The sequence below is a fragment of the Candidatus Viadribacter manganicus genome (assembly GCF_001679665.1).
Taxonomy (GTDB): Bacteria; Pseudomonadota; Alphaproteobacteria; order Caulobacterales; family Aquidulcibacteraceae; genus Vitreimonas; species Vitreimonas manganica.
On record NZ_CP013244.1, the window covers coordinates 1,931,533 to 1,944,665 of the forward strand.

The following is a 13,133-nucleotide window of genomic DNA, read 5'->3' on the forward strand; positions in this document are numbered from 1 at the left end:
TAAAATATAGGGCGCACCGCTGGGCGGCGCCCCTTCTAAAGTGCGTCGCGCAGGGATTGAAGGGCTGCGAACGCGCAGGGCTAGCCGCTGCTTAGCCTTTGAGCAGTTCCGTCATGGTCCGGCCGAGCGCCGCCGGGTGTGGCGAGACCTTAATCCCCGCTGCTTCCATGGCGGCCATCTTCGAGCCCGCATCGCCTTTGCCGCCCGAAATGATCGCGCCCGCGTGACCCATGCGGCGCCCAGGAGGCGCGGTTGAACCCGCAATGAAGCCAACGGTAGGCTTCCAGCGGCCCTTCTTCTTCTCATCGGCCAGGAACTGCGCCGCATCCTCTTCTGCGGAGCCGCCAATTTCGCCGATCATGATGATGGATTTGGTTTCCGGGTCCGCAAGGAAGAGCTCGAGGACATCTATGAATTCGGTGCCCTTCACCGGGTCGCCACCGATGCCCACGGCAGTGGTTTGGCCAAGGCCTTCATTTGTGGTCTGGAACACCGCTTCGTACGTCAAAGTGCCCGAGCGCGAGACGACTCCCACAGAGCCTTTCTTGAAGATCTGGCCCGGCATAATGCCGATTTTGCACTCGTTCGGCGTCAGAATGCCTGGGCAATTCGGTCCGAGCAGCTTCGACTTCGAATTCGCCAGACGCGCCTTCACCCGCACCATGTCCAGCACCGGAATGCCTTCAGTGATGCAAACGATGTACGGAATTTCAGCGTCGATCGCCTCTTCGATAGCGGCCGCGGCGCCTGGCGGCGGCACGTAAATCACCGTCGCGTCTGCGCCGGCTTTCTCCTTGGCTTCAGTGACCGTGTTGAACACCGGCAGACCAAGGTGCGTGGAGCCGCCCTTCCCCGGCGAGACGCCGCCCGTCATCTTGGTTCCGTAGGCAATGGCTTGCTCGGAGTGGAATGTGCCGTTCTTGCCGGTGAAACCTTGGCAGATGACGCGAGTGGAAGCGTTGACGAGAATGGACAAAATGGCCCCCTGGCCTTGTAAAACTTAGAAATTCGGGATGGCTCCTAGCCCACGCCACGCCGGTTGCAAACCCTAGTGGAACGACGCGAACGAGAGGTCAGCCCATGATGAATGCGTTGAGTTTGTTGCCGTCCGGATCACGGAAATAAGCTGCGTAGAAGGTGTCGCCGCGTGGCCCTGGCGGGCCATCACACGTGCCGCCGTTCGCGAGCGCGATCTCATGAAGGCGATGGATTTGATCCTTATCCTTCGCTTCAAGCGCGACCATAACGCCGTTGCCGACGGTTGCGGCCTCGCCGTTGAAGGGTTTGGTGAGGCCGATGCCTGCGCCACCGCCCGGCGTGCCCCACGCAATGGCGCCCGGCCATTCCATCATCCGCGACGTGCCTAGCTCGGCGGCAATGGCGTCATAGAATTTTGCGGCGCGATCGAGATCGTTCGTGCCCAATGTGACGTAACCGATCATATGTTTGCGCTCCTCACCAACGGGCCCTGCCCTTAGCCCTTCACCGCTTTCACGATCTTGCGTGCGGCGTCTTCGAGATCATCCGCGCTGATCACGTTGAGACCGCTCTCATTGATGATCTTTTTGCCGAGCTCGACGTTAGTGCCTTCGAGCCGGACAACGAGCGGCACTTGCAAACCGACCTCTTTCACCGCCGCAATCACGCCTTCGGCAATGACATCGCACTTCATGATGCCGCCAAAAATGTTGACCAGAATGCCCTTTACCTTCGGATCGGCGGTGATGATCTTGAAGGCGGCTGTCACCTTCTCTTTGCTGGCGCCGCCGCCGACATCGAGGAAGTTCGCAGGTTCCGCGCCGAACAGCTTGATAATGTCCATCGTCGCCATGGCGAGACCAGCGCCGTTGACCATACAACCGATATCGCCATCGAGAGAAATGTAGGCGAGATCGTACTTCGAAGCCTCGATTTCCTTTTCGTCCTCTTCGCCCATGTCGCGCAGGTCGGCCCATTCCGGGTGACGGAAAGCAGCGTTGGAATCGAAGCTGACCTTCGCATCGCCGCAAACGAGCTTACCGTCTTCCGTAACGATGAGCGGATTCACTTCGAGAAGGCTCATGTCGCTCTTCACGAATGCAGTGTAGATCTTGCCGATCAGATCATCGCATTGAGTGGCGAGGTCACCGCCGATGCCGAAAGCGGCTGCGATCTTCGTGGTGTCGGCCTTGCTCGGACCGGTCGCGGGATCGATAGCGACGGTCGTGATTTTTTCCGGCGTGTCGTGCGCGACTTCTTCGATGTTCATGCCGCCGGCTTCGGACGCGACGAACGCAACTCGACCGCTTTCACGATCGACAAGCGCGGAGAGATAGAACTCCTTCGCGATCTTCACGCCTTCTTCGATGTAAATGCGATTGACGACGCGGCCAGCCGGACCCGTTTGCTCGGTGACCAGCGTGTGTTTCAACATCTGCGACGCATAGAGACCCACGTCTTCCGGCTTGAAGGCAATGCGCACACCACCCTTCTCGCCCGCATCAGCTTCCTTGAACTTGCCCTTGCCGCGCCCGCCGGCGTGGATTTGGCTCTTCACAGCCCACACCGAGCCAGCGAGTTTGGCGGCGGCGTCGATGGCCTCCTCCGTCGTGAAAGCCGGAAAGCCGCGGGGCACCGGCGCGCCAAAGCTCTTCAGGACGGCTTTGCCTTGGTACTCGTGGATGTTCATCTTGGCCCCGGGAGCTTGGATCGGTGCGGAAATCGCTGGGCCGCTTTATAGGCCCCAAGCGTGCGCCGCCAAGCCCGTCAGAGCGCATGCGACCAAAACCAGCAGCAGATTGGCTTTGAAACGGATCAGGGCCACGGCGGCGGCGAGCGCCAAGGCGATCATCCACCAAATACCCGACGTTGGGTCAGGTAAGGCAGTGGGTCCGAAAGCGATCTGGCGCGCGAAGAGTGCGTGAGCGGCAAAGAAGAGCGCAAGTTTGGCGATCACGCCAAGCACCGCAGCTGTGATCGCGGCGAGCGCGCCAGCGGCGCTGGTATTGCGTTCCAAGCGCTCGGCGAAGGGCGCACCCGCGAAGATCCAAACGAACGACGGTGCGAAAGTGCACCAAAGCGCGATAACAGCGCCGGAGAGCGCAAGCGCCGGAGAGCCGGCATTGTGACCCGCCAGAAACCCCACGAACTCATTTACGAGAATGAGCGGGCCTGGCGTCGTTTCGGCGAGGCCTAGCCCGTCAATCATCTGAGAGGGCGTCAGCCAGCCGCGCACCGCAGCCTCTATGGTGAGATACGCGAGCAATGCATAAGCACCGCCGAAAGTGACGCACGCGAGGATCGAAAACACCTGAGCAATCTGGAAAAGCACATGATCCGTGCCGAGCGTAAGCGCGATGATTGCTGGCGGAGCCGCCCAGAGAACAAGCCACAGGAGAGCTTGACCGAAGGCGCCCCTGCTCCCTTGCAAAACCGGCGTTTCGAGAGATCGAGTGGCCACGCCTTTCACGAACAGACGCGCTCGCGCGATGCCAAGCAAAGCCGCAGCCACAATCACGACCGGGAACGGCGCGCCAAAAATCAGCGCAACGAAGGCGCCAATCGCCAGCAATAAAGCGGCGCTTGTCTTCAAAGCTCGCTTGCCGACCTTAATCAGCGCTTCAGCAACCAAAGCAACGACAGCGCATTTCACGCCGTCAAGGGCCGCTGCGACCAAGGGAACTTCACCATAGTTCACGTAGAGCCAGGAAAGCGCGAGCACGATCAGCGCGCCGGGGATCACGAACATCCAGCCCGCGATCAATGCGCCCGCCCAACCACGTAAACGCCAGCCGATATAGGTCGCAAGCTGTTGGGCCTCTGGCCCTGGCAGCAACATGCAAAACGCCAGCATATGCTGAAAGCGATCGTCATCGATCCACTTGCGCTCATCGACGAAGACGCGGTGCATCAACGCGATTTGTCCCGCCGGTCCCCCAAAACCGAGACAACCGACTTTCAGAGATTCCGCAAATAACGTGGAAAGCGATGGGCTCACGAACGCGCGCTAGCGCGGATTGTTGGCCACTGCAATCGCGTCCCTGTCATCATCGGGTTTATCTTCACCATAAGCGATCTCACCGGCCGCCACGGACGTGCCGAGTTGCGGCGCGTACTCTTCCTTGGTGACCGGCCCGCGCCGTGTCGAGCGGCGCCAGAACATGGCGATGGCGACGAAGAGCGCAGCGCCACCCGAGAACCAGAACATGCCTGCAACGTCGAACCAGTCGACCAAAGGTCCCATGACCAATGGTCCTATGACGGAGCCCGCCGCCCAAACAAATAAAAGACCCGCCGCAGACTGCGCGAGCTTTCCCGGCTCGGCGCGATCAGCCATATGCGCCACCGCGATCCCGTAAAATGAAAGTGCGCCAGCGCCCCAAATAAAAAACAACAAGACCGCCGACCAGCTAAGCAACTGACCGCTCCAAGTCGCGAGCGCAAAGGATGACGCTGCAGCGATCGCCGCCAGCGCCGCGATGACCAAACGACGATCTATGCGGTCTGAAAGGCGTCCCGCGGGCCATTGCAGCAGGAGCGAGCCGGTGAATGCAGCCGAATAGAACTCGGCCGCGGCATTGGGACCGTAGTGTTGAGCGGCGTAGAGCGGTGCAAGTGCAAGCACACCTCCATTGACCAGCCCCGCCCCAAAACAACCGATGACTGCAGCCGGGGCGATCGCAAATTGTTCGACGAGCGCGAGCGGCTGAGCTTTCGGCGGATCCGGCTGTTCGGCGGCGGTAAAGCAGATCGGCACCATCGAAAGCGCTGTCAGCGCTGCGGCTATCATCCACGGTTCTGCCTGCGCAGGCGCATAGCCAAAGGCCAGGAACGGTCCGATGGCGAGCGCGCCCTTGGTAAGAACCATATAGACGCTCATCACCTCGCCGCGCGCGTGCCGTCCGATGGAAAAACTGATCCAGCTCTCGACAGCGGCAAACATCAGCGCGACCGCCATGCCCGCAATCATGCGTGCAACGCCCCACCACCAGATGTCAGCGCTGAAGTGCAGCGCGAGCGTCGTGACGGAGAATATCGCGGCGCAAGCGGCATAGACGCGGATGTGACCGACGCGCGCAAACAGCACCGTCGCGATCATCGCGCCCATCATGAAGCCAGCCGAGTAAGACGCGGCGACGAGACCGAGCGCTGTGCGCGAATGTTCGACAGTGAACGCGAGCGGAATGCGCACGCCAAGCAAACCGCCTGCAAGTTGCAGGATCGTAACGGCTGCTATGAGTGCAGCAACGTTGCGCAGCAGGCTCGTCATGAGATGACTGCTGCATAGACCCGTTTGCGCACGTCGCAACCGGCAAAACGCCGCGTTTAGAAGAAGAATTCAAACATGAAGCGGCCAGGCAAAAATGAGAATGCGCCCGCAATCAACAATGCGCCAACAAGAAGGCTCATCATGTGCCGCCGATGCGCGGCTATGTTGCGAGTTCGGATGGCGTAGACACCCATCGGCAATACGACGATGGCCCAGCCACTGATGAGATGGATCAACGAATACGCATCGCCATTCAGCCCAGTTATGAACAAGCTTGAGACAGCCGTGATCGACATCGCCCCGACCCAGGTCCAGCCGAGCGCCTTGTGTGGCCCCCTTCCCTTCGGCAGCGCCAAGATCACAAAACCAATCGCGAGCGCAGCAAGCGCGGCCACAATATGGAGTTTGAACTGAGCGGGCAGCGCGCCGAACGCGGCCCAATCAGGCGCGTGCGGCCGGATTTCATGATGCTGGAGGTAATTCCAGACCGGCCCCGCCAAAGGCGCCAAGCCGGCGGCCAAGACTCCCAAGATCAATATCCCACTGATCCGGCGGCGCAGCGATTGTGAACCCACGCCCGCCGCGGCATTATCCACACGCTCCAGTGTCGTCCGGTCGATTGACTTGCGAAGTGCGGTCCGGTTCATCGTGCCTCCCAGCAAAGCGCGTGAATGCGCCAACGCCGGAGAACCATGATCGCCAAACTCCTTCTCCTTGATCTTCGTGAACGCGCCGCGGAACGTCGCGAATTGCCGCTTTGTGCAGTTCACGAAGCGTGAAATGACGAACGCCAAAGAGCCTCGCATACCGAAGATCGATCACCCGCTGACGCGGACGTTGACGATCGTGGCCGCCATCGGCGCATTTTTGGCCTTCACCAACCCCTTCGGCGCCACCGGTTCAGTGCCCTATTGGGCCAGCTTCCTCTATTGGACGACGCTCGTCGGCGAAGGCTGGTTCGGGGCCACCTTCATTGCTCGCACGCTTGAGAGGATGGTTCCGCGTATTGGCGCGCTTGCAAACCGGATCGCCGCGACCGTGCTGATTGCCGCCGTCGTAAGTGGCACGGTCGTGCTCTTTCAGATCGCCATCGATCAGCCAGTTTCGGTCTCGTACTACCCAAGGCTCTACGGCCTGGTTCTGGGAGTGAGCATCGCCATCGCCGGCCTTGCTTGGTTGGTCGACCGTGCATTCAAGGATCAATGGCCAGGCGCCCAAACGCACGCCGCGCCAGCTGGCGCAAGGCCGGTCCGGTTCATGGAGCGCCTGCCGCCAAAACTTAGAGGCGCAGCGCTCCACGCCGTCTCCTCCGAAGACCACTATCTGCGCCTGCATACGTCGAAAGGCTCAGATCTCATCCTGATGCGTCTGTCGGACGCGATCACGGAGCTTGAGGGCCTCGAAGGCGCGCAGACACACCGCTCATGGTGGGTTGCGCGAGAGGGCGTCGAAAGTACACGGCGCGACGGCGACAAACTCGTCCTCATCCTCAAAGGCGGCGCCGAAGCTCCAGTGAGCCGGCCCAACGTGCGCGTGCTACGCGAGGCCGGCTGGTACTAGGCGCTATTGTGCTGCTGGCGCGCCGCGGAATGTCCAATCGGTGTCGGCCGCGAGGTACACGAAGGTCGCCCAGGCAGCGACGTTCTGCCGAAGCGCCGCGGGGTCGATCGCGTAGAGCGTGTCGTCCGGCGTGTGGTGATAGTTGAAGTAGTCCGTACCATCCTGGCTGAGATCAACGACCGGGGTCCCCGCTTCTCGGATCGCGTTCACGTCTGCGCCGCCGTCCGCCTGGTTATTGCCCGGCAAAACACCCAGCGGAGAGAGAGCGCGCTGGAACGCGCGCGTATAAGGCGCGGCCGACTCCGCAAATCGCGTATCGAAACGCCACACGCGCCCGGCGCCGAAATCGCTCTCGAGCGCAACGACGTGGGTTTCGTTCGCGTGCGCTTGCCCGTAGGCCGCGCCGCCGTGGACGCCATTCTCTTCTGCGCCAGCGAGCAAGATACGGATCGTGCGGCGCGGGCGGCGTGGCAAATCACGGATAAGGCGCGCGGCGGCTGAGACGATGGCGACGCCCGCGCCGTCATCAATGGCTCCCTGCCCCATATCCCAGGAATCCAAGTGCGCAGCCAGCAGCACGATTTCATCAGGGCGCTCACGGCCACGGATCTCCGCGATCACGTTGCCAGACTGCGCATTCTCACGAATGTCGGCTCGGATATCGAGGCGAACACGCACGGTGCCGCGCTGGATGAGGTTTGCAAGCACATCGGCATCGGCTGGCGAAATCGACATTGCGGGCAATGAAGCGCCTTGTGCTTGACGCGAGCTGCCGCCTTGGTGCGCGAAACGGTGCGTATCCGTGCCAACGGCGCGGATGAGGCAAGCTGCGGCGCCCTTTGCCTGCGCAACCGGCGCACAGCGTCCGCGCTTACGAACCGCAACGCCATAACCGGAACCATCCTGCGCGCGGCTCATGTGCTCATCGATAAAGACAATCCGGCCGGCCACGGCGCTATTCGGCGCCGCCTCCAACGCGGCCATGTCGGCGAAGCGCACGATCTCGGCAGTCAACCCGCCTTCCGGTGTCGAGGGTGAGCCGCCAAGCGCCGCCGCAACCATGGGGCGCTCAATGCCGGGAGACACAATGTGCGCCTCTTCGCGCGTCGCATCCCAATAAGGCAGCGTGAACGGTTCGATACGAACGTTGGTAAAGCCATTCGCGCGCAACATCCCAACGGCCCAATCACGCGCACGCGCCTCAGCTTCGGAGCCCGCGAGACGCGGGCCAACTTCACTAACGAGGCTCTCTACGATCTCGTATGCGTGATCGCTTTCGAGCGCTGCGGCTTGCAGGCGATCGATCGTGCGTTGCTGTGCGGCAGGTATCGGCGCGACAGGTGGCGCCTCGGCAGGTGGCGCACTGGCTTGAACGAAGCCCGGCACTTGCTGCTGCTGTTGTTGCGCACTCGCCGGATAGGCGAGCGCAAGCGCCGCCGTTGCTAAGATGATCGATCGCATCGTGTCCCCTCGTTCGCATCTAGATCGGACGCGCGCGCCGATCAGGCAAGCGCCAAGCGACGGAAAAGCAGGGCGATCTTGCGCTAAATGACGCCCTTGATCACAGTGCGCGCCGCATGATCCAGCTCCGGCTCAATCCCAATATCGACCCAGCGCCTTACGCAAAGGCATATGCCGCTGACAAAGCGGTGCAGATTTCAAATTTGTTCGAAGAGGAGACGGCGAACGCGCTTGAGCGCGTGCTTCTCAACTTACCGTGGCGGCTGATCTGTCAGAACGAGTACCGCGAAACCATAACGATCACGCAGGAGACGCTCGCGGGCATGTCGGTTGAAGCACGCCGCAAACTGGAAGACGGCATCCGCCAACGGGCGGCGGAGAATTTTGGCTATACGTACTACACATACCCCATGATCGAAGCGGCGTTGCGCGGCTGGGATCCGGGACACCCCATTCACGCGCTCACGCAATTCCTGAACTCTGCCGAGTTCATCGCCTTCGCCAAAGAAATCATCAGCGAGCCGCGCATTACCAAGATCGATGCACACGCCAGCAATTATCAGCGCGGCCATTACCTCACGCGCCACGTCGACGATGGGGCCAAGAAGGAGCGCCGCGCCGCTTACACGATCGGCTTTTCACGCAACTGGCAGCCGGATTGGGGCGGCCTGCTCCTGTTCTTGGACAAGAAGCAGGATGTCGAGGCCGGTTTCCTGCCGCGCTTCAACACGCTAACTGTCTTTGATGGACTGCGTCTGCACTCAGTGACGTCGATTTCGACCTTCACACCTTCGCCGCGTCTCTCAATCGCGGGCTGGTTCCGCGACGATCCGATCACGCGCTAGCGGCGCGCTCTCCACGCAGCCTTCGACTGACCGTAGAGATCGACCTTATGCGCCTCAAAGGGCGGCGCGAGTTGCACGTCCTCGGTTTCGAGCTGCGATCCCAAACGTTCAGCGAGTTTGATCGAGGGCAAATTGCGCTTGTCGATGCAGTGGATGACGTGATCCCAGCCGAGGTTGTCGAACGCCCAATCGGTGGCGGCGATCGCGCCCTCTTGCGCGAAACCCTGCCCCATTGCTGACGCCCTCACGCCCCAACCGACTTCATCGCCCGGCCAATTGCCTTCCTTGCCACCCGGGCGCCACGGACCAAGCCGCCCGATCCATTCGTTGGTGTCGCGGCGGATGACCGAGAACATGCCGTAGCCAAGCATCGCCCACGAGCCTGCGAGCGAAGCCATGCCGCGCCAAGCCGCATCGCGCGGCGCGAGGCCGCCGATGAAGCGCATCGTCTCCTCTTCCTGCGCCATGGCGGCGAAGCCGTCGAAATCTTCGTGTTGCGGCGGACGCAGGATGAGGCGCGCGGTGATGAGCGTTGGGCCGATGGTGGTCATCTGCGCAAGGTAAACGAAAACGCCGCCGCAGGCCAAAGCATGCGACGGCATAATCTAGAATTGTGATGGCCCGTTAGCCGACCGACGGATCAATGCCTTTGCAAGCGTCGACCAGGCCCTTCACGGCATTCACCGAGTGATCGAACATGGCGCGTTCGTTGGCGCTGAGTTCGATTTCGATGACTTTCTCAACGCCGCCCGCTCCGATGATGCACGGCACGCCGACATACATGTCGTTCAAGCCATATTGGCCGTTGAGGTTGGCGGCGCATGGGAGCACGCGCTTCTTATCGCGCAGATAGCTCTTCGCCATCTGAATCGCGCTTTCGGCCGGCGCGTAGAAGGCAGAGCCGGTCTTCAGCAGGCCAACGATTTCGGCGCCGCCATCGCGCGTGCGTTGCACGATCTGGTCGAGCTTTTCTTGGCTGGTCCAACCCATCTTGACCAAGTCCGGCAGCGGAATGCCGGCGACGGTGGAGTAGCGCACCAGCGGCACCATGGTGTCGCCGTGACCGCCGAGCACGAAGGCCGAGACGTCTTCCACTGAAACCTTGAACTCTTCGGCGAGGAAGTAGCGGAAGCGCGCGCTATCCAAGACGCCGGCCATGCCGACGACTTTGTTGTGCGGGAGCTTCGAGAATTGGCGTAGCGCCCACACCATTGCATCCAACGGATTGGTGACGACGATGACGAACGCGTTCGGCGCGTGCTGTGCGATGCCCTCGCCAACTGCCTTCATGACTTTGAGATTGATGCCGAGAAGATCATCGCGACTCATGCCGGGCTTGCGCGGCACGCCTGCCGTGACGATGCAAACGTCCGCGCCGGCGATGCCGGCATAATCGTTCGCGCCCTTCAGCGCGCTGTCCTTACCGAACACCGGCGAAGCTTCGGCGATGTCGAGCGCCTTGCCTTGCGGGACGCCTTCGACAACGTCGAACAGGATCACATCGCCCAGTTCTTCACGCGCCGCGATATGGGCGAGCGTGCCGCCGATCATGCCAGAACCGATAAGGGCGATTTTTGCGCGGGCCATGTGGGGCTGCTCCGGGAAGTAACGGGAAAAGAAGGCGCCCCTCTAAACCCGCTCGCCCGGAGGCGCAATGCGGCGGTTCAACCGGCGCGCTGGCGCGGCCAACAGGCGGCGATCGTGCAGGCGCCGAGAAGGCCCGTAGCGATATTGATGGCGATTTCGGCCTTCATGGCATCATTGTCGCCCGCGAGCGCGTACATCTCGTTCTGGACGTTGAAGGTTACGTCCATGGCGGTGAGGAAGATCAGCGCTGAACCCGCAAGAAGCCCGAGCGGCGGACCCCACGCGCGATTTTGAATGAGACCCAAGCCGGCGCCCATCATGCAAAGCGCCATCCACCCATCGGCGAACGGGAACGCATCCTCAAACGCCACATACCAGCGCTCATGGCTGGCCATGACATCACCGGCGTTGAAATAGCTCCACCAATAAAGCGCCGTGACGGTTGCGCCGACGATCAGCACCGCGCCGAGGACGCGATTGGCGGTCACTTCTTCACGCAGAAGAGCAAGCCGTCGCCGATGCTTGTCATCGCCGCGTGAACGCGCGCGTCGGCTTTGGCCTTCTGCGCAAGCGCGCGAAGCGCCGAAGTATCCGCGGAGGTGTCAGCAGGATCGGCAACGCGGCCCGACCAGAGCACGTTGTCAAAAAGCATGACGCCGCCTTTGCGCAGAAGGTGGAGGCCACGCTCGTAATAGGCGTCGTAGCCGGTCTTGTCGGCGTCTACGAAACCAAGGTCATATTGGCCCGCCTCCCCGGCTGCGATGCGTGCGTCGAGCGTCTCCGTCGCGGGCGCGAGCTTCAGTTCGATAATGTCGTCGACTAGCGCCTCACGCCAATAAGAGCGCGCCTTGGTGGTCCACTCATCGGAGATATCGCAAGCAAGCAGCTTGGCACCGACAGGATGCAAGTCCTTCATCGTCAAAGCGACTGCGGTCGAGGAATAACCGGTAAAGACACCGACCTCAAACACGCGCTTTGCATTCAGCAGGCGTGTCATGACTTGCATGAACGCGCCTTGTTCGGCGCTGATCTGCATCCGCGCCATCGGCAGTTTTTGTGTTTCTTCGCGACAACGCGCGAGCACCGGGTGCTCCGGCGGATTTACGTGCGCGAGATAGCGGATGATTTCGGGTGTGAGACCACGTGAAGAGGACATGCCTCCTAACTTAGGCGAGCCCCTTCAGCTCGGCCACCAGATCGTCACGCTCCCAGGTGAAGCCACCTTCATTGTCCGGCTGACGGCCAAAGTGGCCGTAAGCAGCGGTGCGCGCGTAAATCGGACGATTGAGCTTCAAATGGTTGCGGATCGAACGCGGCGTCGCGCCGCCAATCATTTCCGGCAATTTCGCTTCCAGGATGGCAGGATCGATAGTGTCGGCGCCGTGGAGGTCGACATAGAAGCTCGTCGGCACGGCAACACCGATGGCGTAACTGATTTGGATCGTGCAGCGATCGGCGAGGCCCGCGGCGACCACGTTCTTTGCAAGGTACCGGCAAGCGTAAGCTGCCGAGCGGTCGACTTTCGTCGGATCCTTGCCTGAAAACGCGCCGCCGCCGTGCGGAGCTGCGCCACCGTACGTGTCGACGATGATCTTGCGGCCGGTGAGACCACTATCGCCGTCCGGACCGCCGATTTCGAACTTGCCGGTCGGGTTAATGTGCCACTTAGTTTTCTTGGTGATGAGACCTGCCGGGAAAACCGAAGCCGCGATCGGCTTCACGATCTCGGCGAAGCGCGCTTGACTGTAATTCTTGTCACCAAGCTTCTTCGCGTGCTGGTGGCTGACAACAATAGCGACGACTTCAACGGGCTTGCCGTTTTCGTAGCGCAGCGTGACTTGGCTCTTCGCATCCGGCTCGAGTTCCGGACGCTCGCCCGAGTGGCGCACTTCCGCGAGGCGCTTCAGGATGTTGTGCGAGTATTGCAGCGTCGCCGGCATTTGCTCGGGCGTTTCATTGCACGCGTAGCCGAACATGATGCCCTGGTCGCCGGCGCCCTCGTCCTTCTTGGCAGAAGAATCGACGCCTTGAGCGATGTGCGCGGATTGCCCGTGCAGGTAGCAGGCATACTTAGCCTTCTCCCAGTGGAAACCCTTCTGCTCGTAACCAATGTCCTTCACCGCAGCGCGGACCTTCGGTTGCAGGGAAGCGATGATCTCTTTGGTGAAAGCCTTGTTGGCGGCTTTGTCGTTACCCGGCTTTCCAGCGCGGACTTCGCCCGCGAGGATAATGCGATTGGTCGTAACCATAGTCTCGCAGGCGACGCGAGCTTCAGGATCGGCCGCGATAAATGCGTCAACCACGGTGTCCGAGATGCGGTCCGCGACTTTATCGGGGTGGCCCTCAGAGACGCTCTCGCTTGTGAACACGTAGTTGCTGCGGGCCACGGGCTTCTCCGGCCAAAACGGTAAAAACGAAGCGGCTCTCATAAG

At 61.3% G+C, this 13,133-nt stretch carries 14 protein-coding genes; 2 read left to right on the top strand and 12 right to left on the bottom strand.

Annotated features, from left to right (window positions below; translation table 11 throughout):
* Positions 1-91: 91 nt before the first annotated feature.
* The 6 genes from sucD to ATE48_RS10015 form a co-directional block, all read right to left on the bottom strand.
* Positions 92-976: a succinate--CoA ligase subunit alpha gene (sucD, locus tag ATE48_RS09990; protein ID WP_066770875.1), complete on the bottom strand. Its 885-nt coding sequence runs from the start codon at positions 974-976 to the stop codon at positions 92-94.
* 97 nt (positions 977-1,073) lie between these two features.
* The gene (locus tag ATE48_RS09995) at positions 1,074-1,442 is read right to left on the bottom strand and encodes a VOC family protein (protein WP_066770877.1); all 369 of its coding nucleotides are present in this window, start codon (positions 1,440-1,442) and stop codon (positions 1,074-1,076) included.
* A gap of 32 nt (positions 1,443-1,474) precedes the next feature.
* Positions 1,475-2,668 (bottom strand): ADP-forming succinate--CoA ligase subunit beta, encoded by a 1,194-nt coding sequence (gene sucC / locus ATE48_RS10000; protein ID WP_066770879.1) that lies wholly within the window; start codon positions 2,666-2,668, stop codon positions 1,475-1,477.
* A 45-nt stretch (positions 2,669-2,713) separates the two neighbouring features.
* Entirely contained in the window at positions 2,714-3,976 is a 1,263-nt protein-coding gene (gene chrA, locus ATE48_RS10005) for a chromate efflux transporter (protein WP_066770882.1), read from the bottom strand.
* 9 nt (positions 3,977-3,985) lie between these two features.
* Positions 3,986-5,248, bottom strand: a complete 1,263-nt coding sequence (locus tag ATE48_RS10010) for an MFS transporter (protein WP_066770884.1) — start codon at positions 5,246-5,248, stop codon at positions 3,986-3,988.
* 56 nt (positions 5,249-5,304) lie between these two features.
* Positions 5,305-5,895, bottom strand: a complete 591-nt coding sequence (locus tag ATE48_RS10015) for a DUF2306 domain-containing protein (RefSeq protein WP_066774832.1) — start codon at positions 5,893-5,895, stop codon at positions 5,305-5,307.
* Positions 5,896-6,028: 133 nt separating this feature from the next.
* Between ATE48_RS10015 and ATE48_RS10020 the strand changes: the two genes are divergently transcribed.
* Positions 6,029-6,808 (top strand): LytTR family DNA-binding domain-containing protein, encoded by a 780-nt coding sequence (locus ATE48_RS10020; RefSeq protein ID WP_083197277.1) that lies wholly within the window; start codon positions 6,029-6,031, stop codon positions 6,806-6,808.
* Between the two features lie 3 nt (positions 6,809-6,811).
* On the opposite strand, the gene ATE48_RS10025 is transcribed toward ATE48_RS10020, so the two are convergent.
* Entirely contained in the window at positions 6,812-8,269 is a 1,458-nt protein-coding gene (locus tag ATE48_RS10025) for a M28 family peptidase (protein WP_066770888.1), read from the bottom strand.
* Between the two features lie 116 nt (positions 8,270-8,385).
* Between ATE48_RS10025 and ATE48_RS10030 the strand changes: the two genes are divergently transcribed.
* Positions 8,386-9,114: a 2OG-Fe(II) oxygenase gene (locus ATE48_RS10030; protein WP_066770889.1), complete on the top strand. Its 729-nt coding sequence runs from the start codon at positions 8,386-8,388 to the stop codon at positions 9,112-9,114.
* Here ATE48_RS10030 and ATE48_RS10035 read toward each other — a convergent pair.
* The 5 genes from ATE48_RS10035 to metK all read right to left on the bottom strand — a co-directional run bounded on the left by ATE48_RS10035 (position 9,111) and on the right by metK (position 13,088).
* The gene (locus tag ATE48_RS10035; RefSeq protein ID WP_228126573.1) at positions 9,111-9,716 is read right to left on the bottom strand and encodes a GNAT family N-acetyltransferase; all 606 of its coding nucleotides are present in this window, start codon (positions 9,714-9,716) and stop codon (positions 9,111-9,113) included. The genes ATE48_RS10030 and ATE48_RS10035 overlap by 4 nt on opposite strands.
* A 22-nt stretch (positions 9,717-9,738) precedes the next feature.
* Positions 9,739-10,701, bottom strand: coding sequence for a malate dehydrogenase (gene mdh, locus ATE48_RS10040; protein WP_066770891.1), 963 nt, complete (start codon positions 10,699-10,701; stop codon positions 9,739-9,741).
* A 77-nt stretch (positions 10,702-10,778) separates the two neighbouring features.
* The gene (locus tag ATE48_RS10045) at positions 10,779-11,189 is read right to left on the bottom strand and encodes a hypothetical protein (RefSeq protein WP_066770894.1); all 411 of its coding nucleotides are present in this window, start codon (positions 11,187-11,189) and stop codon (positions 10,779-10,781) included.
* The gene (locus tag ATE48_RS10050) at positions 11,186-11,857 is read right to left on the bottom strand and encodes a class I SAM-dependent methyltransferase (RefSeq protein WP_066770896.1); all 672 of its coding nucleotides are present in this window, start codon (positions 11,855-11,857) and stop codon (positions 11,186-11,188) included. The genes ATE48_RS10045 and ATE48_RS10050 overlap by 4 nt, the downstream gene beginning before the upstream one ends.
* 10 nt (positions 11,858-11,867) lie before the next feature.
* Positions 11,868-13,088: a methionine adenosyltransferase gene (metK, locus tag ATE48_RS10055; protein WP_066774841.1), complete on the bottom strand. Its 1,221-nt coding sequence runs from the start codon at positions 13,086-13,088 to the stop codon at positions 11,868-11,870.
* Between the last annotated feature and the right edge of the window lie 45 nt (positions 13,089-13,133).

What these genes read in the sequence shown, in the direction of transcription:
- ATE48_RS10010 (WP_066770884.1), bottom strand. Translation starts at nt 5,248, where the DNA reads ATGACGAGCCTGCTGCGCAACGTTGCTGCACTCATAGCAGCCGTTACG.
- ATE48_RS09995 (WP_066770877.1), bottom strand. Translation starts at nt 1,442, where the DNA reads ATGATCGGTTACGTCACATTGGGCACGAACGATCTCGATCGCGCCGCA.
- ATE48_RS10015 (WP_066774832.1), bottom strand. Translation starts at nt 5,895, where the DNA reads ATGAACCGGACCGCACTTCGCAAGTCAATCGACCGGACGACACTGGAG.
- mdh (WP_066770891.1), bottom strand. Translation starts at nt 10,701, where the DNA reads ATGGCCCGCGCAAAAATCGCCCTTATCGGTTCTGGCATGATCGGCGGC.
- ATE48_RS10030 (WP_066770889.1), top strand. Translation starts at nt 8,386, where the DNA reads ATGATCCAGCTCCGGCTCAATCCCAATATCGACCCAGCGCCTTACGCA.
- ATE48_RS10020 (WP_083197277.1), top strand. Translation starts at nt 6,029, where the DNA reads ATGACGAACGCCAAAGAGCCTCGCATACCGAAGATCGATCACCCGCTG.
- sucC (WP_066770879.1), bottom strand. Translation starts at nt 2,668, where the DNA reads ATGAACATCCACGAGTACCAAGGCAAAGCCGTCCTGAAGAGCTTTGGC.
- ATE48_RS10035 (WP_228126573.1), bottom strand. Translation starts at nt 9,716, where the DNA reads ATGCCGTCGCATGCTTTGGCCTGCGGCGGCGTTTTCGTTTACCTTGCG.
- ATE48_RS10050 (WP_066770896.1), bottom strand. Translation starts at nt 11,857, where the DNA reads ATGTCCTCTTCACGTGGTCTCACACCCGAAATCATCCGCTATCTCGCG.
- ATE48_RS10025 (WP_066770888.1), bottom strand. Translation starts at nt 8,269, where the DNA reads ATGCGATCGATCATCTTAGCAACGGCGGCGCTTGCGCTCGCCTATCCG.